Source organism: Sphingobium sp. PAMC28499 (genome assembly GCF_004795815.1).
In the GTDB taxonomy this organism is placed as follows: Bacteria; Pseudomonadota; Alphaproteobacteria; order Sphingomonadales; family Sphingomonadaceae; genus Sphingobium; species Sphingobium yanoikuyae.
The window spans coordinates 4,457,804-4,480,031 of record NZ_CP039248.1 but is presented as its reverse complement, the minus strand read 5'-3'; the positions used below and the strand labels follow the sequence as shown (position 1 = coordinate 4,480,031).

16 protein-coding genes are annotated in these 22,228 nt (G+C 68.6%); 1 reads left to right on the top strand and 15 read right to left on the bottom strand.

From position 1 onward, the window contains the following. The first annotated feature begins 616 nt into the window (after positions 1 to 616). Positions 617 to 1,285, top strand: coding sequence for a response regulator transcription factor (locus tag E5554_RS21260; RefSeq protein WP_017498941.1), 669 nt, complete (start codon positions 617 to 619; stop codon positions 1,283 to 1,285). 23 nt (positions 1,286 to 1,308) lie between these two features. On the opposite strand, the gene E5554_RS21255 is transcribed toward E5554_RS21260, so the two are convergent. From E5554_RS21255 to E5554_RS21185, 15 genes are read right to left on the bottom strand one after another with little or no spacing between them, the layout of a single operon-like run. After that, positions 1,309 to 1,848 carry a hypothetical protein gene (locus E5554_RS21255; RefSeq protein ID WP_136187996.1) on the bottom strand — a complete coding sequence of 180 codons (540 nt, stop codon included), beginning with the start codon at positions 1,846 to 1,848 and terminating at the stop codon, positions 1,309 to 1,311. 25 nt (positions 1,849 to 1,873) lie between these two features. Then, positions 1,874 to 2,458, bottom strand: a complete 585-nt coding sequence (locus tag E5554_RS21250; RefSeq protein ID WP_017498943.1) for a hypothetical protein — start codon at positions 2,456 to 2,458, stop codon at positions 1,874 to 1,876. Further along, positions 2,455 to 6,309 (bottom strand): hypothetical protein, encoded by a 3,855-nt coding sequence (locus E5554_RS21245; RefSeq protein ID WP_136187994.1) that lies wholly within the window; start codon positions 6,307 to 6,309, stop codon positions 2,455 to 2,457. Before E5554_RS21245 ends, E5554_RS21250 begins: the two co-directional genes overlap by 4 nt. A gap of 28 nt (positions 6,310 to 6,337) precedes the next feature. Then, a complete protein-coding gene (locus E5554_RS21240; protein ID WP_136187993.1) occupies positions 6,338 to 7,159 on the bottom strand; it encodes a hypothetical protein in 822 nt (273 codons plus the stop codon). Between the two features lies 1 nt (position 7,160). Next, complete coding sequence (locus E5554_RS21235; RefSeq protein WP_136187992.1) at positions 7,161 to 8,747, bottom strand: hypothetical protein; 1,587 nt, start codon at positions 8,745 to 8,747, stop codon at positions 7,161 to 7,163. A gap of 19 nt (positions 8,748 to 8,766) precedes the next feature. Continuing rightward, positions 8,767 to 10,749: a phage tail protein gene (locus tag E5554_RS21230; protein WP_136187991.1), complete on the bottom strand. Its 1,983-nt coding sequence runs from the start codon at positions 10,747 to 10,749 to the stop codon at positions 8,767 to 8,769. Continuing rightward, positions 10,746 to 12,587 (bottom strand): hypothetical protein, encoded by a 1,842-nt coding sequence (locus E5554_RS21225; RefSeq protein ID WP_136187990.1) that lies wholly within the window; start codon positions 12,585 to 12,587, stop codon positions 10,746 to 10,748. Before E5554_RS21225 ends, E5554_RS21230 begins: the two co-directional genes overlap by 4 nt. Then, positions 12,584 to 17,542, bottom strand: a complete 4,959-nt coding sequence (locus E5554_RS21220) for a baseplate J/gp47 family protein (RefSeq protein WP_136187989.1) — start codon at positions 17,540 to 17,542, stop codon at positions 12,584 to 12,586. Before E5554_RS21220 ends, E5554_RS21225 begins: the two co-directional genes overlap by 4 nt. Continuing rightward, positions 17,539 to 17,955 (bottom strand): GPW/gp25 family protein, encoded by a 417-nt coding sequence (locus E5554_RS21215; RefSeq protein ID WP_136187988.1) that lies wholly within the window; start codon positions 17,953 to 17,955, stop codon positions 17,539 to 17,541. The genes E5554_RS21220 and E5554_RS21215 overlap by 4 nt, the downstream gene beginning before the upstream one ends. Before the next feature lie 2 nt (positions 17,956 to 17,957). Next, positions 17,958 to 18,257 (bottom strand): PAAR domain-containing protein, encoded by a 300-nt coding sequence (locus E5554_RS21210; protein WP_017498951.1) that lies wholly within the window; start codon positions 18,255 to 18,257, stop codon positions 17,958 to 17,960. A gap of 16 nt (positions 18,258 to 18,273) precedes the next feature. Then, complete coding sequence (locus E5554_RS21205) at positions 18,274 to 18,909, bottom strand: phage baseplate assembly protein V (RefSeq protein ID WP_136187987.1); 636 nt, start codon at positions 18,907 to 18,909, stop codon at positions 18,274 to 18,276. Further along, positions 18,906 to 20,030, bottom strand: coding sequence for a phage late control D family protein (locus E5554_RS21200; RefSeq protein WP_136187986.1), 1,125 nt, complete (start codon positions 20,028 to 20,030; stop codon positions 18,906 to 18,908). Before E5554_RS21200 ends, E5554_RS21205 begins: the two co-directional genes overlap by 4 nt. Continuing rightward, positions 20,008 to 20,709 carry a LysM peptidoglycan-binding domain-containing protein gene (locus E5554_RS21195; protein ID WP_136187985.1) on the bottom strand — a complete coding sequence of 234 codons (702 nt, stop codon included), beginning with the start codon at positions 20,707 to 20,709 and terminating at the stop codon, positions 20,008 to 20,010. Before E5554_RS21195 ends, E5554_RS21200 begins: the two co-directional genes overlap by 23 nt. After that, entirely contained in the window at positions 20,710 to 21,774 is a 1,065-nt protein-coding gene (locus E5554_RS21190; RefSeq protein ID WP_168708747.1) for a hypothetical protein, read from the bottom strand. Continuing rightward, the gene (locus E5554_RS21185; protein ID WP_017498955.1) at positions 21,774 to 22,226 is read right to left on the bottom strand and encodes a phage tail protein; all 453 of its coding nucleotides are present in this window, start codon (positions 22,224 to 22,226) and stop codon (positions 21,774 to 21,776) included. Before E5554_RS21185 ends, E5554_RS21190 begins: the two co-directional genes overlap by 1 nt. Positions 22,227 to 22,228: the final 2 nt, after the last annotated feature.

Here is a 22,228-nt window from a genome sequence, read left to right as displayed (position 1 = left end):
TTCTGAGTGCAAAAATAGAAAACCGGACATTCGGATCGCATGTCTGTGTTCGCCACATCCGCCAACATTCCAGACATTGCGGGCCGGAATTGAGCCACCTGTTAGCTGCCTTCTGTTCATGATAACCTGATGCGGCTGGGACGAGCCTTCGATGGCTTTGTCGAGCATGCCGAGCGGGTCTCACCGACCTGCCTGGTACCGGCAAGAACCACATCGCCACGGCTCTACTCCCATAGCTGCCAACGGGAGCAGACGGACAATCGCTCCCATGGCAACCACTCGCGCCAACAGCCCTTAACGCCCAATCAACCCATTTATGAGCTCACGGCCCAATCTGCATGGCGAGCGGGCTTGTTGATCGCCGGTGTTCAGAAACGCTCGGGGACTTTGCCGATCGTCGGCGAATTGACCCGGAATTTTTCCCCGATTTCCGCTTCTCGCGACGGATTGAGTTGATTTCGCGCCCGAACAGAGCGGTCGATATCGCGGAACCGGCGCTGAAGGTGTAGCTTCATGGCAAGCGACGAGGGCAATCGGTCGCAAAATTCATACAGCCCTGCGCAAATGCGACGACCACTGACGGGTGAGTTCGAGTTTGCTTATGCGTGGGGTGTATATGCGGGTGGTGATTGCCAGCGAAATTCGACTGCTTGGCGAATGCGTCGCTCATTCCTTGATGACGCGCGATTCGGCGCTCGATGTCTTGCTGACGGGTACGATTGCGGATCTGAGCGACCTCATGGCGCGCGGCCTGCGGTTCGATGTTGCCATTCTGGATCTGACGCAGGGCGTGGATCTCGACGCCGTGCGCGCCTTTCATCGTCGCTATCCCGATCTGGCGTTGCTCGCCCTCGGCCTGGAGGAGCAGGAGCAGGCCGTAGTGGCGCATGGCAGTGCCGGCTTTGGCTGCTACGTGCGCCGGGAGGACGGGATCGAGCGGCTGTACGCCACGGTGCGCGATGCGATTGCAGGACGAATGACCTGCTCGCCGGAAATTGCCGGCTCGATCATGCGCGCCCTGTTTCGCGCTCCCGGATCGGCTAGCGCGGACCCGGGCCATGGCAGGAACGCGACGCTGACCACCCGCGAGGAGGAGGTCGCAAGGCATGTCGCCGATGCGCTGTCTAACAAGGAGATCGCGCTGCTGCTCGACCTGAGCGAGTCCACCGTCAAGCATCACGTTCATTCTATCCTTAGCAAGCTGGAACTGCCCACCCGCCGGCAGTTGATGCGGCGGACACGGATGTTCGACATGGTGACCGAGCCGACCCGTGCGTCGAGCTGAGGCCGACTTCGCAATCCACTGACTTAGCTTTTCTCGCCGGTCTTGCTCGCCCGCCGCCGAAAATCCTCGCGCAGTGCCGCCAGGCGATCGGGGAAGGCGGCGAGCTTGTCTTCCACGTCGACCCCAGCGGCGTTCAGCCGCTTCTGAACGTCAGACAGATTGCTTTGCGCGGTCCGGAGCTTCTCCGGGTCGCCGGACAGCGAGCCGAGAATTGCGCCGGGCAGCGCTTTGGCGAGGGCCAGAAGTGCCGGCAGGGCGTCGGCCGTGACGGCACTGTCCGGGGCGATCGGCGTATCGCGGGCCGTCTTGAGCGCGGCGCGAGTGTGGCCGATCTTGCGGTCGATGCGCTGACGGATGTCGGAGAGCGCGGCCCCGAATTCCTGTTTCGCCCATTCATGGGCCTGGGCTTCGGTGACTTCGAAGCTGGCGAGGCACGATTCGCTGCAGTGCGCCTCGCCTCCGTCAAAGCGCGTGATGCGGTAGCATCCATTACGCAAGGGCGCATCGGTGGGGATGATGAAGTGACGCTGGTCCTCCTCGTTGCGCCAGAGAATGTCGTTCATCTCTCCTGCCACAGCGCATCTCCCTTCACTCTCGCGCCGCGAGGTTGCGGACGATCTGTTCCTGTTTGTCGGTGTCGCTAATCTGCCAGCCAATGACGCCCAAATGATCGGCGGCTGCGATGACATAGTCACGGGGCGTGAGGTTCATCCGGATCGGCTGGCGGTTCTTGAAATGCACGCATTTCAGGCCAGCTACACCGTCATCCAGTCGGATCGCGGTGTAGCTGTCGGGCGTGACGCTGTCCAAGCGGCGCCATTCGGTCAGGCACTGGCCCATGCTCCTGTCCTGTTCGTCGTCGCGCTGGAATAGTTCCGGCAAGGAGGCGAGGGCGATCACGCCCTCGACAACGCCCGCGTCCGCGTCGCAACTCCAACGAAAGTCGAACCCGCCTGTGGCCGTATAGAGTTCGATCAGATCGGCCGGCAACATGTAGCCGCTGTCGTCAGTTTCCTCCCGAACGATGTCCTGCCAGTCGCGTATCTCATCCGATGGCATCACGCGGAAATCCTCGAATGTGACATGGAAGGAGGAACGCTGCGCCATTTCTTCGGCCATCGTCCGGATGTCGGTCAACGCCTCATGCAGGCGTTTGTCAGCAGCTTTCGTCATTTTGGCCACTTCGCCTTTTTCTCCGTGATCAGCAGCAGAACGGCGGCGACTCCTTCGCTCAGCTTGTCATCCGGATTGCCGCCCTTCGTTTTGTAGAATGCGGTCATCCTTGCGGTGAACGTTCCGGGGTCGGTGAAGGCTCCGCGTAGGTCGCGTTCCTCGTCCATCGCCATTGCGAACCGGATTGGCACGTTGCGCTTATACAGCGCGGTGCGGCGGAGTTCGTTGATGTCCGGCCGGGCACCGTCCTCCAGATCAGGTTTTTTCAGGTTGGCGTAATAGGGCTTGTACTCCTTTTCATCGGCCCACGCCTTGTCTCTGAAGCGCATGGCTCCCCATTGAACTGAAATGGACGCGGGAAAGTCGTTCATTCGGGGGTCTTCGCTATCATCATGATAGGTGACTGACGCGGTGTAATAGAGCACCTCGCCCCGGGCGACCGCCGTTTTCGCGTCGTCTTCGACGGCGATCTCCATCCGTGTATTGTCCCCGGTGCGCATGGGTGTGGTGTTCCATGGGTCGCCCGGGCCGTGCAGCTTTTCAGATAGGAGGTGCGCGGCGACCCATTGCGGGTTTCTCCCCGCAACGAGCGGCCAGCCACGTAGCTTGCCTCTCGGTTTGCTGCCGCTGCTGCCGTCTTTGCTGAGCGGTCGCGCCGTGACGGTGGTGGCCTGCCCTGATCCGCCATGAATCTTGGTTTTGGGCATTGGGATATCGTCAATCGCGATCTCGATGATCTGGAGTTCCGGCCAGAGCTTCTCCTGCCAGTCCTCGGTCTGCTGGTCCTTGGCCTTCACATCGTCGGGCTTGGCGTCGTTCTTCGCGATCGCCGCCTTGGTGGCCTTGGCGGCCTGTTCGGTCGCGTCGAGCTTCTGGCGCGCGCTTTTGATCGCATCGGACGCCCGCTTCTGGCGGTCTTCGATATCCTCCTTCGATCCCGGCCCCTTCGAGAGGTTGATCGCCTTGTTCTCATATTTTGTGAGCTTCGCGCGCACCGGCCCCTTTTGTCCGCTCGCCATCATCACTTCGACGCCGCCAGTTGTCTCGGCTATCCACATTTCGTGGCTTTCGTGCGGGCCGGCCCAGTGGGCGACCTCGCCAATCTTGCCGTCAAAGTCTTTTTTGTCGTCGTCCTTCTTATCCTTGTCCTTCTTCCCCCCGATCCCGAGGGCCGCCAGCAGCGCCTTGCCCTTCTCGATCAGCCAGTCGAACGCCTTCTCGATGATGCCGAGTATCCATTTCTGGAAGCTCTTGATCTGCTTGGCGACCGCCTTGGGCAGGTCGCCAAAGCCGAGATAGTCCGCGATGAAGCCCAACACCGGCGCGATCAGCATCGCCAGTCCCTTCTCCACGGCATTGGCGAAGCCCGCGACATTGCCCGCGATGATGTCCGCCAGACCGTTCACGATCGTCTCGATAAGCGTGAAGATGCGCGCGGCGTTCTCGAAAACCCATTTCAGCACCTTGTAGATCGCTTCGATCGCCTGAAGGATCGCGCCCGCCGGGTTGAACAGCAGGATCAGGCGTGCGGCCACCGCCTTCACGATGGCCGTCACCATATAGTCGACCGCCATCTGGATCACCTGGTCGAGGATCGACTGCGGGTCGAGTTTCTCCCGGATCATCTCGAAAATGCCTTCCGGCCCCTTGTCGATGAGTATTGAGACGAGCGACCAGACCTGCTCGATCAGCGCGACATTCTTCTCGCCGATCTTCTTGGCGATGATCTTGCGGATATTGGGCCAGGTGATGCCCATGATCTGGAGGAAGAAGGTGATGACGCTCTTAAGCGAGAAGTCCTTGGGAACCTGCGCGTCCTTGAGGTCGCCCAGCAGCCAGCCGAGGAAGCCCTTGATCATGTGGGTGGGGAAATTGTCGAAGAACTGGCTGAAGCCCTGGCCGATGCCCTTCAGGAGGTTGTTGGCGAAGTTCACCGGGTCGTCGATGATGTCGCGCACCACCTTCTTGATCTTCGCGACCACCGCCCAGAAGGCGGGCGGGGAAATGCCGAGCAGTTCCAGCAGCCCCTCGATGATGAACTTGACGGGATCGTCGACGAAGCGTTTGACGGCGTCCACGATGCGCCCGACGAGGCCGCCCGCCTTCTTGCGCAGTTCAGCGATCTCGGCGCGCACCTCGTCCACTGCCTGCGCCGCGCGCTGGCCCAGATCCTTGTTGAATGCGTCGCGGGTCTGGTGGACTTCCTGCCCCAGCTTGTCGAGCTGGGTGTCGAAGCCGGCCTGTTCCTTGGTCGCCCACTCCTTGAGCGAAGCGGGCAGCGCGTTGAAGATGACCGCGATCTCGTCGCGGGCCTGCTTGATGCGCGCCTCGCACGCCTTGATGATCGCGTCGACCTCCGTCGAGATTTCGCGCAGCTTCTTGATGACGCCGTCGGCGAAGTTCTTTTCCGCGCGGTCATAGCCCTCGGTCGCCCAGTCGGGCAGGCCGGTGAAATAGTCGGCGATCGCGGCGAGCGTGCTTTCGTGGCGCTTCTTGACCTGATCGGCGACGCCCTTGAGGTCCGCCTTGAAGGTCGTGGTGAGGTCAGCTTTGGCCGTCTCCCACTTGTTCATCGCGTTGGGGACAAGGTCTTTGAGAAGGCCCTGCACATCCTCCTTCGCGCTGGTGAAGGCGGCGCGGGCCTGCGTCCCCGCCTGTTCGCGCATCTGCGCCTCGGTGCCGACCATCGCGGTCTGGCGCTGCGTCGTCTTGCCGACAGTTCCGGCGCGATGGGCCGTAAGGGCGGCCAGCGCCCGGACCTGGAGCGCGCCCATGTCTTCATTGGCCTTGGCGAGCGCTTCCTTCTGCTGCGCGATGACCTTGGCGGGGTCTTCCTTTGCGGTCTGGTCCAGCTCGCCCTGCGCCTCGCGCGCCTCTGCGACCGGGCCGGACGGGACGAGCGCAGCCGCCGGCTTGTTCATGCCGGCGTCATCGGCCTTCTTGCGCGCCTCATCGGCGTCCTTGTCGAGCGACAGCTTGTCGGCGCCGACCGCATCGGGAACGGCCGCCTTTGCGCCGGGCGCGGCTGCGGGAGCAGCGGCGGGCTGCGGGGCGAGGGGCGGGGCGGGCGCGCCGGCCGCTGGCTCAGGCGGCTTGTCCAGCGGCCCGTAATTGTCGGTGACCTTCTTGCTCTGCGTCTCGACCGTGGAGTTGAGCGTCGCGCCCGCCGCCATCGCCTCCTTGGCGGGTTCGGCCTTGTCCAGCGCGTCCTCGTCCGGGGGGCGGCGACGACGGATGGCGTCTGCAATGTCGGTGCAGAGCTTCTCGATTTCCGGACTGGGCGCGGCGTGCATCTCCGCGATGAGTTGCGCGCGGGCTTCGGCGATGCGCTGCGCGTCCGGTTCGGTGACCGCCTTCTGCGCGTCGGCGACCTGCTTGTCGGCGGCGGGGAGCGCGCCTTGCGCCGCGGCCGCCCCGCCCGCGCGCTTCTGCACCCCTGCGATCCGGTCCATGGTGGCCTTGGACGGCTTGGTCGGCGGCTCCGGCATGTGGAGCGTGACGCCGCCCGCATCCTTGCCTTCCGCGCCGGCCGCCACGGGCGCTTCGCTCTCGGGGGCGGCCTCCCGCGCCTTGCCGGAGGCGCCGTCGGCGTCCTTCTTCGCCTTTGCGGCATGCGACCCTTTGGGTTGCGGAGCCTGATCATTGGATGCGTGGCGAGAGGGTGCGCCGGGCGTGGCGGCCGGCGCCTTGCCGCCGCCCGAGCGCGCTGCGATCAGCTTGCTGACGCCCGCCGCGCCGATCCGACTTTGCAACATGGCCGCCTGCGAGAGCGGAACCTGCGCGGCCTTTGGCGGCGCCTTCGCCGGCGTCGGCGGAGGCAGCGTCTTGGCGGGCTTGCGGACTGGCTCCACGCCGCGTCTCCCCTGGCGCCCGTGGACGTCAGGACGAGATGGGGTCGGGGATCAGCGCCGGGCGGACGAAGCGGCGCACGCCCTTGTGGCGCACCTGCCAGCCATTCCGCCCGTCATTCTCCACCCAGCGCACCTCGGCGAGCAGGACGCAGCAGCCACAGGAACAGGCGGAACCGCAGCCGCAATCCTCGGGACAGGCGGGATCATAATTGTGCTTGTCGTAACAGTCCGTCACGCGGTCGGGCAAGTTGTCGACTTCGATATCGCCGCTGCCGATCTCCCCTTCGCTCCCGCCTTCCTCATCGCCATGCTGATTGCTGAAATCCATGCAGCCGCAGGCGCAGGTCGGCGGATCGAAGGTCACTGAGATTTCGGTGTTGAGGCGCGCCCGCGTCGCCTGCGTGCGGTCGTCGAGGGAGTCGTCGCAGACGGTGGGGCGCGGGCGGCACTTGCCGTCCTTCGCGCAGGCCAGTACCCAGAATTGGGTGAAGCGCGGCGCGCCATTGGTTCCGGCCGGCGAGAGGACGCCGTCGCGTTCCTCCAGCTTGATCACGGCCGAGCCGGGCAGGTGGAGCGGGTCGCCGCAGCCATCCAGCGCAAGGCCGGGGGCGACGGTGACGATGAGGCCGCAATTCTCCTTGACGGAAACGGTGAGGCCGCACAGCACGCCGCAGCCGAACAGCGTGCGGAACAGCAGCCGGTTCAACTCGCGGGTATAGTCCACCGCGGCCGTCAGGTCGCTGTCCTGCAGTATGAGGCCGGGCGCGTAGAGCGGGCGTTCGAGGCTGCCGGGAACGATGGTCGCCAGCCGGTGGTCGCCGCCGCCGTGGCAGTTGCAGTCATGGGTCATTTCAAGCCTCCTGCGCTGGCGGCGTGGCCGCTCGCTGCGATGGGTCGTCCTGCTTCTTCACGTCCGGCGGACCTGCCGGCACATTGTCCCTGTCTCCGCCATCGGCCTCTCCGCCGTCAGGCTCCTCCGGCGACGGTTCGACGACGAAGCTGCTGAGGAAACGGCCGCCGGGCGCGCAGTCGTCGCTGGGGACGTAGCGGCCGCCGCCTGCGACCTTCTGGCCGAGCGCGTCGATGATGAAGGCGGTGCGCACCTCGATCTCGACCAGCGTCTCCTGCTCGAAGCCGGAGCTGTTGTCGGGATTGATCTCGCCGTTCCAGAAGCGGAAGCTGACCCGGGGACGGCAGGCGCGGGTGGTGCCGTCGGGATCGCCCGCGGTCTGCGGCGCGACGTCGATGGCGCGTACCGGCATCCGGCGCACCTCGCCCACATCCTCATTCTCGTCGCGCTGGATGAGGGTGATGGCGAAAATGTCCGCCGTTAGCGAGGCGGTCTGCACCGGCCCGGTGAAGCAGAGCCAGAAGTCGGTCGCGACCGGCTCGCCTTTGTAGCGCTTGGCCTTGGGGTTGCTGACTGGAGGCGGGGCCGAGAACTTCTTCGCGAAGGCGTTGAACGGCACGACGCGTCTGTCGTGCGGCAACCATTCGGCCCAGCCGACATCCTTGATGCGGGTGAGGTCGCAGCCGCGGATCAGGTCGAACAGGGTCGGGTTGGGGCTGGCGAGGCGGCGCGGATACCAGTTGTCGTCCACGCTCATGACATAGGGCTTGCCGCAATCAAAGCCGACGGTGACGCAGGCGAGCGGCACGCCGTCGTCGAGCGCGACGAGGAGCGGACCGAGGCGGTCCAGGCAGTCGATGCGGCACAGCCCCTTGTCGAGCCGGTCGAGGCTCCATTTCGCGAGCTGGCGATGCGTGCCGCGGTCGTTGATCCGGGCGATGGCGGGATCAGCGCCGGGGTCCGGCTCCGGCACGCTCCACCAGCGTTCGTCGACGGCGGGACAGTCGCCGCGCGGCCAGAACGGGTCGGGGCAGGGGGCGAGGCCGGACGGGCAGGCATCAATGCGGATGAGCGAATAGACCACCGTCTCGCAGATGTGCGTCGCTTCGCAGCGGGCGGGCGTGCAGTCGTCGCCGATGCTGACCGAGTGCACCGGCCGCTCGGCGTAATGGGCGCTGACGAGATAATGGCGCGGCGCGGCGTCGCCTTCCTCCTGCTGCGGCGGTTCGGCAGGCTCCGGGCAGCCCTTGCTGCGTTCGAGCCAGAGGATGTCGCAGGCCGAACGAAGCTCCACCGCGTCGCAGGCGACCAGTTCGCGGCCGCGCGGGTCGAGCGCGAAGCCGGGGCCGACGACGACGCCGCGGTTCTTCTCGGCGTCCTGCGTGATGGTTTCGACCGCCATCCCCTCGACAACGCCCCAGCCGAGCATGGCGCGGTTGATGAGGCGTCGCCGTTCGATCAGATGGCGCTGTTCGAGCTGATAGTCGGCGACGGTCAGGCGTCGGCCGGGAAAGTAACGGTTGCGCTCGGACGCGCTGCACGGGCCGCAGGTGGTCGCGGCCTTTGGGGCTGGCGGGTCGCAGCTCATGATGATGTCTCCTGCTGGATCATGGCAATGTCACCGAGATGGACGAGCCGGCGCCGCCGATCAGGCTGTCGTCGCCGCCGAGCGGCGCGATCCCGAGCGGACGGGCGTCGCCGAGGATGATGGGGCGGCCATCGTCGAGGACGGTAAGGACATCTGCGCCCGTCGCCGCCGCCAGCGCGGTCCAGCGGGTCCGGAGATGGACGCCGGCGGGGACGAGGCTGGCGAGCATCGCCTCGATCGCCTTGCGGTAGCGGCGGGTTTCGGCGGGGGTGGCGGGGATCTCCACGAACAGCTCCGGCGCGCGGCTGACGCTCGGCGCGCCGGCGCAGCCAAGCGGAGTGCGGCCGAGGATCAGGCGGGCGTTCAATTGCGGGCTGGCGGCGGAGGGGCCGGCGAGGAAGCCGGGAAGCGCCGAGCCGCTGAGGGTTACGGGAGCGAATTCGCCGGTGCGGTCGATGACGCGATAGGGGCGGTCGCCGAACGTGGCGGTGAGCAGTGTCAGGATCGCCGCGCGGGCGCCGCGCTGGGCGAGGAGGCGAGGGGCGGCGGCGATGATGGCGCGCTGCGCCGCTTCGAGCAGCGTTTCGTCAAAGGGCAGGTCGAGGAGGCCGGCGAGACGGGGGAGCCAGGCGGCGGGCGCGGCGGCGGGATCGAACAGGAGGGCGAGCGCGTCGATGGCGTCGTCCAGTTCCCCGCCGACCGCCTGGAACAGGCCGACCAGCCGGCCGAGGGTTCCGTCGAGATCGCCCTGCGGCGTGGAGTAGACGGCGGGGAGCCATTGCATCAGGCCGGGCTGGTCATGGCTGACCACGAGGCTGTGGAGGACGGGCGCGCTGGCCGCGTTGTTGCGGTCGAGGCGGACCTCCAGCCAGAGGAAACTGCCGTCCGCGCCGGTCAGGGGGAAGCAATAGGGGTTGGACTTAAGCACGTTATGCGCGGTCTCCGCGAAGGTTCGGGTGATGGGCGACCAATCCAACAGGGCGCCGAGGATGCGGGCGCGCTGGCCGAGGAGGAGGCTGTCGTCGTCCAACAGGGCGTCGGCCGAGAGGCGCAGCGCGGCGTCGCGGCTGGCGGCCCAGCGCAGCGACAGCGTCGCGCCCTCGGGCAGGGTCGCGGCGATGCTGGCCTGCAGCCAGTCGCCCGCCAGCGTATCGCTCTCCAGCGCCGGCGTCAGCCAGAGCTGGCCGCCGAGCACCGCCGCGCCGGGGAAGCGGAGCAGGCTGGCGACCGCGCCGTCCTGATAGAGGAGATAGAGCGCGTCGTCCTGCGCGGCGAAGGCGATGGGCGCGACATCGAACCGGCCCCATGCGCCCGGCTCGCCATTGGGATCGAGCATGAGATAGCCGGCCGCGCCGTCCCAGTCGCCGGAGAGCAGGAAGCCGGCCGGGGCGGATTGGATGTCGCGGGCGGTGAAGGCGGGTTGGCCGGCGCCCAGCGGATCGGCGAGATCGAGCGCAAGGTCCGGCTTGTCCGGCCGTTGCAGGATGAGGCGGTTCGCCGCGCGGTCGAGCAAAGCGAGGCTGTCGCCATGGATGGCGATGCGGTCGATGGCCGCGGCGGCGGCGGGTAGGGGACGCCGGGCCGGCTTGCGGCCGATGCGCAGAAGACCATCGGACAGGAGCAGCCAGACGCCGTCGGTGCCGATGGCGATGTCGGCGGCGTCGTTGGCGTCCAGCATCTCCATGCGTTGCAATGTTTCATTATCGAAATGAAATAGGCCGGCGTCGGAGAGGAGCCAAAGGGCGCGCCTGCCCGCCGCCATGCGGCGCACGAAGCCGACCCGGCTTCCGGCGCAAGCGTCGGCGCGCAGCGCGCCGTCGGCGTCGATCCAGACAGGCCGGCCGCCGGGCGCCATCAGGAAGGCGCTGACGGCGCCGGACAAGTTTGTGACGACCTCCCCATCGGCGCGATCCAGATCATGGCGTTCGGGCGTGGCCATGACCAGGCAGAGCGCCTGCTGCGCCGCGGTTTCGAAGCGATAGGCGAGGCCGTCGCTGCTCATGCCGCGCCCCCGATGCTGATGGCGGCGGGCGCGCCCAATTGCGGCAGTTCGCCGCGACCGATCGCGAGACGCTCGACAGGGCCGTCATCGGTGATGATCCGCACCATGACCGGCGCGGCCACGCCGGCGATCCGGCGGACCCAGCCGGCGATGGCGGCGGCCTCCACATCGTGGCCGAGCGGCCAGCGCGCGTCATCGAGGGCGAAGCGATCCGCGATCATCTGCGCGACGGCGGCCTTGACGGCCGCCCCGTCCTGCCCCGGCGCAAGGCCGGCGGCTATGGTAAAGGTGAAGGAGCGGTAGACCGGCGCGACGACGAGCAGCCGTTCGCCGATGGCGATGCGGGGGCGCAGCGCGGCGGCGATGCGGGCGAGCCAGTCCGGCGTCTCCCGCCCCGGCAGCCGGTGGCCGACGATGAGCGTGCGGGTGGCGGCGATGGCGGGCGATGTCCGGCCGCGCTGCCAGCCTTCCTCGACGGTCGCTCGGGCGACGCCCAATGCGGGGCCGAGGGTGAGGGCGGCCTCTGCGAGCTGAGCCGATGTGGCGAGCAGGCGGCCGTCATCCAGCATGGCGCGGATGCCGGCCAGCGCGTCCTCGACCGTCTGCGCGTCCGCGCCGCCGCCGATCGCCTCCCGGTTGCGCCAGAGCGTGCGCGCGCCGTCCAGCACCCAGTCGACCGGCTGGCGGGCCATGCCGCCATCGCCGCAGGTGAGGCGGAGCGTCACGCCGAGCGGTTCGCCGAGCGCCGGTTTGCGCCCGTTGACGCCATTGCCGAAGCGGATGCGGATGAGTGCGCCGTCCGTCCGTTCCTCATAAGCGAAGCGGAGGTCGGCGGGGCCGGCGGGATCGAGCGGGCCATTGTTCCATGCCGCGCCGGGAACCGTATCAAGGCTTTCGACCACAGGCGCGTCGATGAGTCGCCAGATCGGGCCGTCGCCATGCTCCTCCGCCGGAAAGAGCGTGGAGGGATCGATCTCTATGGTCTGGCCGGGGCGGTTGTTCCCGTCACGCACGGGCAGCGCGATCGTGGCGCGCTGTTCGACGGGCAGCGCGTTGAGGGCCACGCGGATGAGGCGCGGGGTCAGCACATAATGCTGGGACGGGCGTAGGATGATGGCGGACGGGACCGCGCCGGCGGGCAGGCTGAGGATCAGCGCGCCGCTGCGCTGAAACCCGGCCGTGCCGTCCAGCGCGACGGCGATCGGGGCGCCCGCCGCGTCGGTGACGCTGAGCGTTCCAAGGTCAAGCGTCGGCTGGAATGATGGCGCGCCCTCCACCTCGAAGCCCAGCGACAGGCGGATGGTCGTGTCGGCCGGGAGTAAGGGGCCGGTCAGACTGATGCGCAGCGTGCCGTCATTGGCGTCGCCAAAGGGCGAGAAGCCGGCCCGGGCGCGATCGTTGATCTGCGTCTGGTCGGTTGCGCGGCCATCCGTCGCGACGGTGGCGATGCGCGCGATGGCGTGGGGCAGGAGGGTGATGGCCTGCGTCGTCTCTACGCGCTGGACCGAGCCTGTCCGGGGCAAGAGAACCATGCCGGCGTCTATGGCCTGCGCGGCGGTGGGCGCCTCCACGGGATAGACGACGCCGCTGGCGGGGACGGCGGCGCGTGGCGGCGCGCCGAGCAGCCGGGTCATGGCGAGGCGCTCGTCGAGACGGTCGCGCGCGACCGAATAGATCTGGGTGTCGACCAGCCACGCCAGCAGCTCGATGAGCATGATGCCCGGATCGTGGAAATTATAGTCGGTCCATTCCGGCGCGAGCGCGGGCAGACGGCCGCGCGCTGTCGCCATCAGCCGGTCGAAATCGGCGTCGTCGAGATTGGTGGCGAGCGGGATCATGCGCCGGCCTCCGCAAACAGATGGACGGTGACGGCGGCGCGGGCGACGAGGACGAGCACGTCGGCGGGCAGCGGATCGGGCAGCGGGGCGCCGGTATCGGCGCGGACGATGACGATGGCGCTGATGACAGCACGGTCGCCCAGATCCGCCAGCGCGGCGGCGACGTCCGTGGCAGTGGGCGCCGCGCCGACCGGCCAGCCCTGCCCAGCATGGCCGCCGGTTTCGGGATGGAAGAAGGCGGCGAGCGCGCGCTTGGCGGCCTGCTCCACCCCCGAATAATCGACGCCGGGGTCGACATCGACGCTGAGGTCGATGCTGGCGTTGAGCAGGCGCGGCGGCGCGAGGACGAGCCGGCCGGGGGCGAGGAGGCCGAAGCTGGCGACGCCGTGCAGCCGCGCGGCGACCGCCTTCAGCGCGGCGGGCGGCGGGATGAGCGCGTCGCCCCGTCCGACGACGACGAGGCGGCTGGCGCCGCGCCACGGGGCGGCGCTGGCCTGCGCCACGGTGGGGAAGCGGGCGCGGACATAATTCTCCACATCGCCGAGCGTGACGATGCGGCCGCCGTTCAGCAGCTTTACCGGCGCGCGGGCGCGGGCCTGTTCCGGCGCCTCGACATCGGTTCCGCCCTGCGCGCCGTCGAGCGCCATCACCTGATCCACGCCGGCGAGGGGCGAGATGGGTTGCAGCTTGTCGCCCGGCGCCACGGCGTTGGCCGCCGTTCCGGTGACATGGCGATAGCTGCGCGCGAGGATCCCGCTGCCCATCGGCGGCGCCAGCGCGTTGCGGCCATTGCCGAAGCTGACGAGGCCGCTTTGTTCGTCCACGGCATAGAGGCGCGCGGGCGCATCCTGATCCTCGGACGGAAATTCGCGGACCTGCGTCCACCGAACCCATGGGCCGGGCATGCCGGAAATGGCCGCTTCCGCGGCGAGGGCGGCGCCTTCGTCTTCGCCGACCTGTTCGGACAGCCAGAGGTCGAGGCTGGCGCCGTCCACCGGATCGGCGAACAGGCGGAAGCTCTGGTCGGGCGAGCCGTCCGACGTGCCGATCGTCTCCATCGACCGGGTTTCGACCGAGGCGGCCATGACGCCGTTCAGATAGACGCCGCGCAGCCGGGGCGACCAGTTTTCCGCATCGGCGACCGGCGAGAGGCGCAGCCAGCAGGCGCTGGCCCCGAGCAACTGCGCGCGGTCGGGCGGCTCCAGCATCTCGATGGCGATCACGCCGCTTTCGCCGAGGCCGCTGCTGCTGTCCGAAATGACGCGCGCGGGGGTGAAGCGGCCTTTGCGATAGACCTCCGCCGTCACCGTCCAGTCGCCGCTGACCGGGACCGCGTCGACATAGAGCGACAAGGGCGAGCCGCGAACGGGCTGGTCGAAGCCGATCAGGATGGTGCGGGCGGCGGCGGGCGCGGCCGCTGCGCCTTCGGCCTCGCAGGAGCAGGGCGGTTCGGGATCGGGTTCCGGCGGGGGAGGGGGCGGGGGCGCCGGGCGGCAGCAGTCCGCGATGTCCGCATCCGTTTCGACCGGTTGCGGCGCGGGGGCGAGCGCATCCGCCACGGTCTGGAAAATGCGGACGGAAAGGCCCTGCTTGTTCGCTTCGCTCTGGTCCAGCGCATCCAGATTGTCGGCGGTCAGCACGATGTCCGGCGGGGTGGGCGTGCCGGCGCAATAGCCGATGCGCAGGCGGACCACATAAGGCGCGCGGATGACGCTGAGATCGCGGATGATGGTCTGCGTCTGGTCGTCGGGCGGGCCGACCGTGTGGACGCTGACGCGCGCCTCGCCATAATCGCCGCCGACCAGCCGGGCGCGGATCCAGCGGTTCTTGCGCCCGCCCACCTCCGTTTCCTGAAGGTCGGCGGGGACACGGAAATAGACGCCGCCGTCGACCAGCAGATTGCCGGTGCGGTCGAGAAAATTCGACGCCGCGCTGTCGAGCGCCCACCAGGAGGAGCCGTTCCAATATTCCCACGACAAGGCGGGATTGGCCGGCTCGTCGGGGCCGAGCGTGGACCAGGCGGTCTGCGGCAAGGCGAGGGTGATGAGCGCGCCGGCGACCTCGTCATGGTCGATGGCGATGGCGGAGACGCCGTTGAACAGTTCGATCGCGGTGACGGGCCGGTCGCCATAATAGGTGCTGAGCGGGCCGGCGGCGAGGCGGGCGTCGAGACGCAGAAGGTCAGCGCTGTCGGGCGCGAAATAGTCGAGCGCGGGGATGGTCGCGAGGCTGCCGTCCGGGGCGTAGCGCAGAAGGGTGAAGGCCGTGGCTGCGGCGGGCAGGGCGGGCGAGCCGGGCGGAAGCGTCCAGCCATTGGCGGCGGTGTAATCGAGCGCCCACAGGCCGAGCGGCTGGCGGTTGGCGTTCGCCAGCGCGAGGATGACGGACCGTTCGACATCGGAGGCCTGGCCCGTCATGACGGCGAGGCTGATGGTTCCGGCGACTTGCCTGATCGAGCCGGTGACGTTCGTGGGCGCAAGGAAGCGGCCGCGCAGGCGGCCCTGCGAAGTGGGGGGGCTGATGTCGCCGATGAGGGGCAGGAGCAGGGCGTTTCCGCCGGCGCTGACGGCGAGGACGAAGCCTTCGCCATTGGCGCCATTGGCCGCGATGAACCATGTCGCGCCGGTCGGGATGTCCGCGGCGGCGACGGCGGTGCGCTTGACCCCGTGGAAGCGATCGACGGCGAGCAGGCCGCCGGCCGGGCTACTGCGGTAGAGAAGGCCCTGATCGGCGTCCTGCACGACCGTCCAGCCCGCGTCGAGAAAACGGCGCTGGCCGTTCGCGCTGGCGCCGATGCCGGTGACGCCGCCGGCGCGGGTGTATCGGCTTCCGCGCGCGAGGAAGCGGATCGGCTCCGCATCGGCGATGAGGATGGTGGGCAGCGTCCCTATGCCGGCCTCGAAGGAGATCGGCAGCGGCGGGGCGTCGCTGTCGTCCACGGTCGGCCGCGATGCGGGCGCTTCGGCGTCGATGCGGCGGACGGCGAGATGCGTGCTGGCGTCGGTGCGCTTCTCATAGCCGGCGACGACGATCTCCGCCCGCGTCAGGTCGCTCTGCGAGGCCCAGGCGGCGCGCTGGAGGCTGGGGAGCGCATTGGCTTCGAGCGAGCCGAGCGGGTGGAGCGCCGTGACGGAGGCGATCTTGGCCTCCACGGTCAAGGAGCCGTCCTTCGCCGCGCTGATGAGGAGGGCGGCGTCTGCTCCCGGTCCCTGAAGCGGGAGGAGGTCGACGGCGTTCGGGATCGGCGGCCGCGCGGTCAGTTCGCCCCGTGGCCCACGCGTCCAGATGAGGATGCGGTCGCCGACCAGGGCGTGGACGCTGCCCGCGTCGTCCGTGCTGACGAACAGGGCGCGGACCGGCTTGGCGGCGTCGGCCTCCTCCAGCGCGAGGCTGCGCCATGGGATGAGGCCGTCGGTGAAGGGGCCGGCGAAGGGAAATTCGGCGACATGGATCGCGCCGTCGCCCGCGACTGCGAGGCGGACCATGCCGTCGAAGGTCGCGCTGGCGGAGAGCGGGGCCTGCGAGGCGAGGAAGACGGGTTGGCCGGCGAGCTTCGGCCCGGGCATCGGTGCGAAGCTGGGACGATAGGGCGTGAAGCGGGCGAGGTAGAGCTGGCGGTCGGTGCCCACCCCGAAGACGAGCGCGCTGCGGCCGGCGAACACCGCGGTGAGCGCGCCGAGCGAGGCGCCGCCGATGGTGAAGCACAGGCGCGCCTCCGCCCCCGCCTTGCCGAACGCCTCCGCGCAGCCGATGTAGAAGGCGTCGAACAGCCGGGGTTCGCGGCCGAAGGGATAATAAGGCTTGTTGGGCACGACCGGCGTGGTGACGGCGACCGCCTCATAGTCGATCGCGTCGACCTTCGCTGCCTCGCAGCGGTCGTGATGATCGACTTTGCAGACCTCGCTCGCGACCGCCAGGGTGATCTGGCCGACGCTTTCGGTCCGGGCGGGAAGGGAGGTGAGGCGGCCGCGCAGCCAGAGGCCATTGCGCGCGTTGACGTCGGTCTTCTCCGGCTTGCCCTTCGCCTTGGTGAGGCGCCACGCGCCGGCCACAAATTCGGATTTGTCGAAATCCTGCCAGTCGGGCGCGGATCCTTCGGGGTCGGTGGCCTTGCGGCCGAACCAGCGCCAGTCGATCGTCTGCGTGCTGGCGACGCCGCCGACGCTGATGGTGAGCGCGGCGGGGACGTCGAGCAGGGTCGGGTGGCTGAGATAGAGGCTGTGCGACTGGCGATCGCGGGCGCCGGGCGCGAAGGGCGCGAAGCTGGCGACTTCGGTGACGGGCGCGCGTTCGGCCACCGCAGCCTCCAGCGCGGGGGTGATGGTGACGACGTCGTTCTCGACCTTTGTGACGTCATATTCGGGCGAGGCCGGATCGGAACCGAAACGCAGGGTCATGCCGGGAGCGAGACCCTGCGCCGGGTCGATCTGGAGCATCGTCGCGCCCGCGCCGGCGGCGCTGCGCACGAAGCGGGAGACGGCGACGGGGCGGGGCAGGACGGGCGTGACGACCGCGCCGGCCGCGAGGAAGATGCGGTCCCCGGTCAGATCGGCGGCGGTCAGCGCCGTCACCTTGCCGCGCGCGAGGGCGATCCCGGCCTGCGTCTCGAAGATCGCCGGATCGCCGCCGACATCGGCGGTCAGCTTCGTGCCGGCCTCCGCGACCAGACCGTCCGGCGCATTGTCCGAAAGCGCGATGGCGACGGGGACGCCGGCCGGCTGCGCAGGGTCGCGGCCGAGGCCCATGGCGGTGTAGAAATTGTCCGCCTGCTTGTCCGGCGCGCGGTCGAGGCGGCGCGTCACCTCCTCGAACAGGCGCGCGGCGCTGGCGATGATCGCGCCGCCGATGCGGCCCGGCTCCACCGGCTCGCCATTGTGGCCAAGAAGCGCGGCGGCGTCGCGCAGCAGCCGCTGCGCGATGTCCGCCTGCGAGCGTCCGTCGAGCTTCGGCGTCATGGCGCTCCGCTCTCCTTGAAATAGAAGGGGTAGACGAGATTGTCGGTCTGGTTGGTGCGCCGGACGCGATAGTCGAGGACGATCAGCAGCACGCCGTCGAGCGCGCCGATCGGGTCCACCGCGACGCTGATGAGGTCGATGCGCGGTTCATAGACAGTGAGCGCGTCGCGCACGGCCGCCTCCACCGCGAACAGCACGGTGGAGCTCATCTCCTCGAACACCAGATCATGTATCCCGCAGCCGAAGCGGGGCCGCATGACGCGCTCGCCGGGCGCGGTCAGGAGGATGATGCGGATCGCCTCCTTGATGTCGCGCGCATAAGCGGACAGCGCGATGTCGCCCGTGGCGGGGGCGGTCGCCACCGGGAAGCGCCAGCCGACGCCGAGGAAGTCGCGCTGTCCCTGCCGGTCCATCCTCATCCTCCGATCAGCACGGTTGGGGCGCCCATGGCGATGGGATTGGGCGCGCCAGCCTCCACGATCATGTCGCCCTGCCGCGCCGCCGGCAGCCCGGCGATCAGTACGGTCGCGCTCCCCTTCGCCACCACGCCGCCGACATGCGGCTTCACCCCGTCGACCAGCGGGCAGACATGCACATCCGCCGCCGCGCGCCAGGCGGGCATGCCGGCGATCAGCACCGTGGGCGCGCCGGGGCCGGGGCCGAGCGGCGTGCCATGGCCGGTGGTGTCGCCGACGCGGGCTGCGGGCTGGCCCATCAGTTGATCCTCGCCATCAGTTTATCCTCACCACGCCGGCGGACGCGCTGAGGCTCGACCCGCCCTTGAGGTCGAGCGTGCCGGACGCCTCGATGCTGATCTGCGGAGCCTTGAGCGACAGCGAGGTCTGCGCGCTGACGTTGATCGACCCGCCCTTGGTGTCGATGGTGATGCTGTTGCTCTTGTCGGTGATGCGGATGCCGTCGTCATCCACCTCGATCTTCTTGCCGTCGCTCAGCTGGATGGTGATGACGCCCTTCGCGTCGGCGTCGTCGAAGCGCAGCATATGGCCCTTGCGCGACTTGATGACGCGAATGTCGTTCTTCTTGCTCGAATTGGCCTCGGGCGGTTTGTCCGCGTCGCTCCACAGCGCGCCCAGCACATAGGGGTAGCGTATGTCGTCGCGGTCGAAGGCGACGAGCACCTCATCCCCCACTTCGGGCAGGAAATAGGCGCCGCGATCCTTGCCGCCCATGGGGGCGAGGACGCGCGCCCAGTCCGAGGTGAAGCTCTTGTCGCGCCACGGGAAGTTCAGCTTCACCCGGCCAAGCCCCTGCGGATCGTCATTGGCGGTGACGGTGGCGACCGCGACGCCGGCAACCGCGCCGCCGGACTCGCGGTTGACCTCCAGCTCGAAGGCGAGTGCGCTCATGCGACCGGCCTTTCGACGGAGAAGCGCGTGCGATAGCCCGTGGTGTCGTAGCGGTGCACGGTCTTGGCGACATAATAGCAGGTCGAGAATTGCTGGCCGATGCCGGTCAGTTCGATGCAGCTGTCGGGCAGCAGGTCGGGCCGGCCGAAGGTCTCCCCTTCGCCCTTCAGCAGATCGTTGGAGCGGTTGGCGAAGGCGGCGGCGGCGCGCTGGTCCGCCTCCTGCTGGGTCTTCACCGGCAGGCGCAGTTCCAGCACCGCGTCGCGGCCGAAGGCGCTGCGCAGGATGTCGCCGCCGGAGGGTTCGCTTTTCGGACCCGACGCGGTGGGCGCCGTCCCGATGATCTCCTTCTTCTTCACCTCGTCCCAGCCATAGACTTTCACGCTCTGGACCTGATTGCCGAGGTTGATCTCCGGCTTGAAGCTGATGAGGTCGCCGCCCCAGACGAGGGTGAGCAGCGGGCGTTCGAGCGCGGTGCGGGGGCGGACGACGAGCATGTCCCGCCCGAAGGAAGAGCGCGCGAAAAACTCCCATTTCGCGCCCGATTTGGAGAAGATCTCCACCACCTTGCGCAGGAAGTCGAGGTCCGACTGGAGGTTGGAGTCGAGCGTGATGTTGGCGGGTGCATTGCCGGAGAAGTCGAGCGAAAGGCCGTTCTTCTGCGCGACCTCCTGCACCGCGTCCTGCACCGTGCGGTTTTCCAGCCGATGCTCGCTGGTGCCCAGCGTCATCACGAAGGTGGCGTCCATGCCCGTCACCTCTATGTCGGGCGCGCCGCCCTCCGCGAAGCCGGTGGAGACGGCGGTGATGTAGCCGGAGATGAGCGGCGTCGTAGCGCGCAGATCGCCATAGCCCATGCGGATCCAGACCCGCGCGCCCAGCTTGATGAGCGGCATCAGCGGATCGCCCGAGGGGGTGAAGAAGTCGCTGCGTTCATTGTCGAAGGCGCGCGGGATGGTGAAGCGGAAGGTGCCCTGCACGCTCACTTGCAGGTCCACCTCCACCTGCGTGAAATGCATGCCATAGCGTTCCCGCATGTTCGCGCCGTCCATGCCGATGCAGATCGACGCGCCGGGGACGTAGAAGTCGCCGGGGGCGCTATTGCGTTCGGTTAAGAGCATTGCTCACCTCCAGCGGGGGGACGCGCAGCCAGTCGCCCGGGCGCAGCGATCGCGGATCGTCCACGTCGCTGGCGGCGGCTATGACGCGCCAGCGGCGCGGATCGCCGAACTCCTTGTCGGCGATGGTCCAGATGGATTCGGACAAGTCGATCTGGCGGCGCTTGGTCTTGTCCGGCGATTCCAGGCGGATGTCGAAGGCGGCGCGAAATTCCTTGAAGGAAATCGAGAGAGAAGCGCGCGCCGGCGTGCCGTCCGGACGGAACAGGCTGGTCTTGCGGCCGATCTTCTCGATCACCGCCTCGAAGCGCAGCGGCCCCCAGACGAAGCGCACCGGCGGCGGCGCGTGCAGCGTCCGGTCGATGTCGAGCAGCGCGATGATCTCGTCTATGCGGTCCTTGACGCTCTTGGCCCCGTCGGCGCCGCCGAGGAGCGGGATGTCGCTGGGCGGGCCGTTGGGATCGGCCCAGTCGTCGAGGAACAGGTCCATCGACAGGGTGGCGGCGTCGCCGTTGACGAACTGGATGAGCGGGCTGCCAAGGCCGGGAAGGGCGGTCGCCTTATAGGCGTTGGCGCGTTCGAGGCTATATTCGGCGGGGTTGAACAGCACCTTGATGCGCGTTCCCTGCCGGACGCCCGCCAGCACCTCTATATAGGCTTTTTCAAGGGATCTTCCGAACATCTAAAGACCCCTTCTCAGCTTTTCGGTGCGGCCATGGCGTTCGATGCGGCGCATCACCTCCGTGACGAGGCGGTCGACGTCGGGCGGCGGCGCGGACGGGGGCGGCGCGAAGGCAGATGCGTGCGGCGGCGCGAGCGGAGCGGAGGCGGTCGCAGGCGAGAAGGCGGGCTGGAAGGCGGTTCCGAAGCCGGGGAGCGCGCCACCAGATTTCGGATCGGCCCAGAGGAGGTCTGCGCTCGCCCGGCGGCCGGCGGTGACGCGGGGGCGTTCGGCGGGCGCATGAGCGCGGTGGACGAGGCGGAGCGGGGCGCGGGGCTGGGCGGGGCTTGCCTGGGTCGGACGGGGGGGCTGTTGCGGCATGGCGGCCGGGGGCGGCGCGAGCGGGCGCATGGTCGGGGCGGCGTAGGGCAGAGCGAGGCGCGCGCGCCGTGCGGGAGCGGACGGGGCAGGCTGGGACGTGGCGAGGTGGGGCTGCGGCAGGACGGCGACGATGCGGCGGCGCTTCTCACGATGAATGAGGGTCGCGGCGGTGGCCGCGAAGCGCCGTTCGGTGCGGTGGGTCTGGGTAGCGAGGCGCAGGGGCGTGCGATTGTCCGGGGCGTGGGCCTCTGCGGCCGGGCGCCAGAGGATCGAAGCGGGCGAGGGCAGACGCGGTGCGGCTCGCCGGGGCCGGGCGCGCGGCGCGGCCGCGTCGGGCGGCTGGGGCGTCCGGCCGCTGTGCGGAGCGGCCGGGGCGAGGGCCGTGACTGGCAGGCGAAGGTCCGGCGAGCGGAGCCAGTGCAGGCGGACGGCGGCGGCGGGCGATGCAGGCATTTGTTGGATGCGATCCGGCGCGGGCGTGGGCGGGATCGGCGCGGCGTGGACATGGGTGCGGCAATGTAGGTGGATCGCGATCGGCCAGCTTTGCGTCACGGCGACCGGCGCCGTACGCTCTGCGCGATGGCGGGCGATGCGGCGCCAGCGAAGCAGGATGCCCCGGCGCGGCTGGGGTGCAGCGCGGCCGTCCGGCAGGGGCATGACCGGGGTCAGCGGGCGGACGAGGCCGAGGGGCGGGCGCGGCGTCATCAAAAGGCGCTCGTCAGGCTGCCGAGGCCGGGCCGCAGCAGATAGCCATGATGCGCGAACTCTACCGATTCCGCCGCGACCTGCCCCGAATTGGCGTCAAAATCCGCCACCGACCATTTGACCGGATAGGCGTTCAGGATGTTCCAGCTCCAGGCGTCCTTGCCCTGCGGATCCTTGAGCGTGACGGTGATGACCGCGCGCTTGATGACGCCCTCCACCACCGCCTGATGCCAGATGTAGAGAAAGGGGTCGGCGAGGCCGCGCTCCAGCACCAAATTGCCATAGCTGGTGAGCGAGGCGAGCTTGTGCTCATGGTCGTTGACGCCGCCCTCGCGGAAGCTCTCCACCTTCGTCTCGCGGGTCAGGCCGCGCACCTTGGTGAAGCCGCCCTTGACGATCTGGTCCACCAGAACCGTGAAGCGGAAGCCCGCATAGGGATCGTGCAGCGCCATTG

Coding starts and splice junctions, on each gene's coding strand:
- E5554_RS21260 (WP_017498941.1), top strand. CDS start 617: ATGCGGGTGGTGATTGCCAGCGAAATTCGACTGCTTGGCGAATGCGTC.
- E5554_RS21255 (WP_136187996.1), bottom strand. CDS start 1,848: ATGAACGACATTCTCTGGCGCAACGAGGAGGACCAGCGTCACTTCATC.
- E5554_RS21250 (WP_017498943.1), bottom strand. CDS start 2,458: ATGACGAAAGCTGCTGACAAACGCCTGCATGAGGCGTTGACCGACATC.
- E5554_RS21240 (WP_136187993.1), bottom strand. CDS start 7,159: ATGACCCATGACTGCAACTGCCACGGCGGCGGCGACCACCGGCTGGCG.
- E5554_RS21235 (WP_136187992.1), bottom strand. CDS start 8,747: ATGAGCTGCGACCCGCCAGCCCCAAAGGCCGCGACCACCTGCGGCCCG.
- E5554_RS21230 (WP_136187991.1), bottom strand. CDS start 10,749: ATGAGCAGCGACGGCCTCGCCTATCGCTTCGAAACCGCGGCGCAGCAG.
- E5554_RS21225 (WP_136187990.1), bottom strand. CDS start 12,587: ATGATCCCGCTCGCCACCAATCTCGACGACGCCGATTTCGACCGGCTG.
- E5554_RS21220 (WP_136187989.1), bottom strand. CDS start 17,542: ATGACGCCGAAGCTCGACGGACGCTCGCAGGCGGACATCGCGCAGCGG.
- E5554_RS21215 (WP_136187988.1), bottom strand. CDS start 17,955: ATGGACCGGCAGGGACAGCGCGACTTCCTCGGCGTCGGCTGGCGCTTC.
- E5554_RS21210 (WP_017498951.1), bottom strand. CDS start 18,257: ATGGGCCAGCCCGCAGCCCGCGTCGGCGACACCACCGGCCATGGCACG.
- E5554_RS21205 (WP_136187987.1), bottom strand. CDS start 18,909: ATGAGCGCACTCGCCTTCGAGCTGGAGGTCAACCGCGAGTCCGGCGGC.
- E5554_RS21200 (WP_136187986.1), bottom strand. CDS start 20,030: ATGCTCTTAACCGAACGCAATAGCGCCCCCGGCGACTTCTACGTCCCC.
- E5554_RS21195 (WP_136187985.1), bottom strand. CDS start 20,709: ATGTTCGGAAGATCCCTTGAAAAAGCCTATATAGAGGTGCTGGCGGGC.
- E5554_RS21190 (WP_168708747.1), bottom strand. CDS start 21,774: ATGACGCCGCGCCCGCCCCTCGGCCTCGTCCGCCCGCTGACCCCGGTC.
- E5554_RS21185 (WP_017498955.1), bottom strand. CDS start 22,226: ATGGCGCTGCACGATCCCTATGCGGGCTTCCGCTTCACGGTTCTGGTG.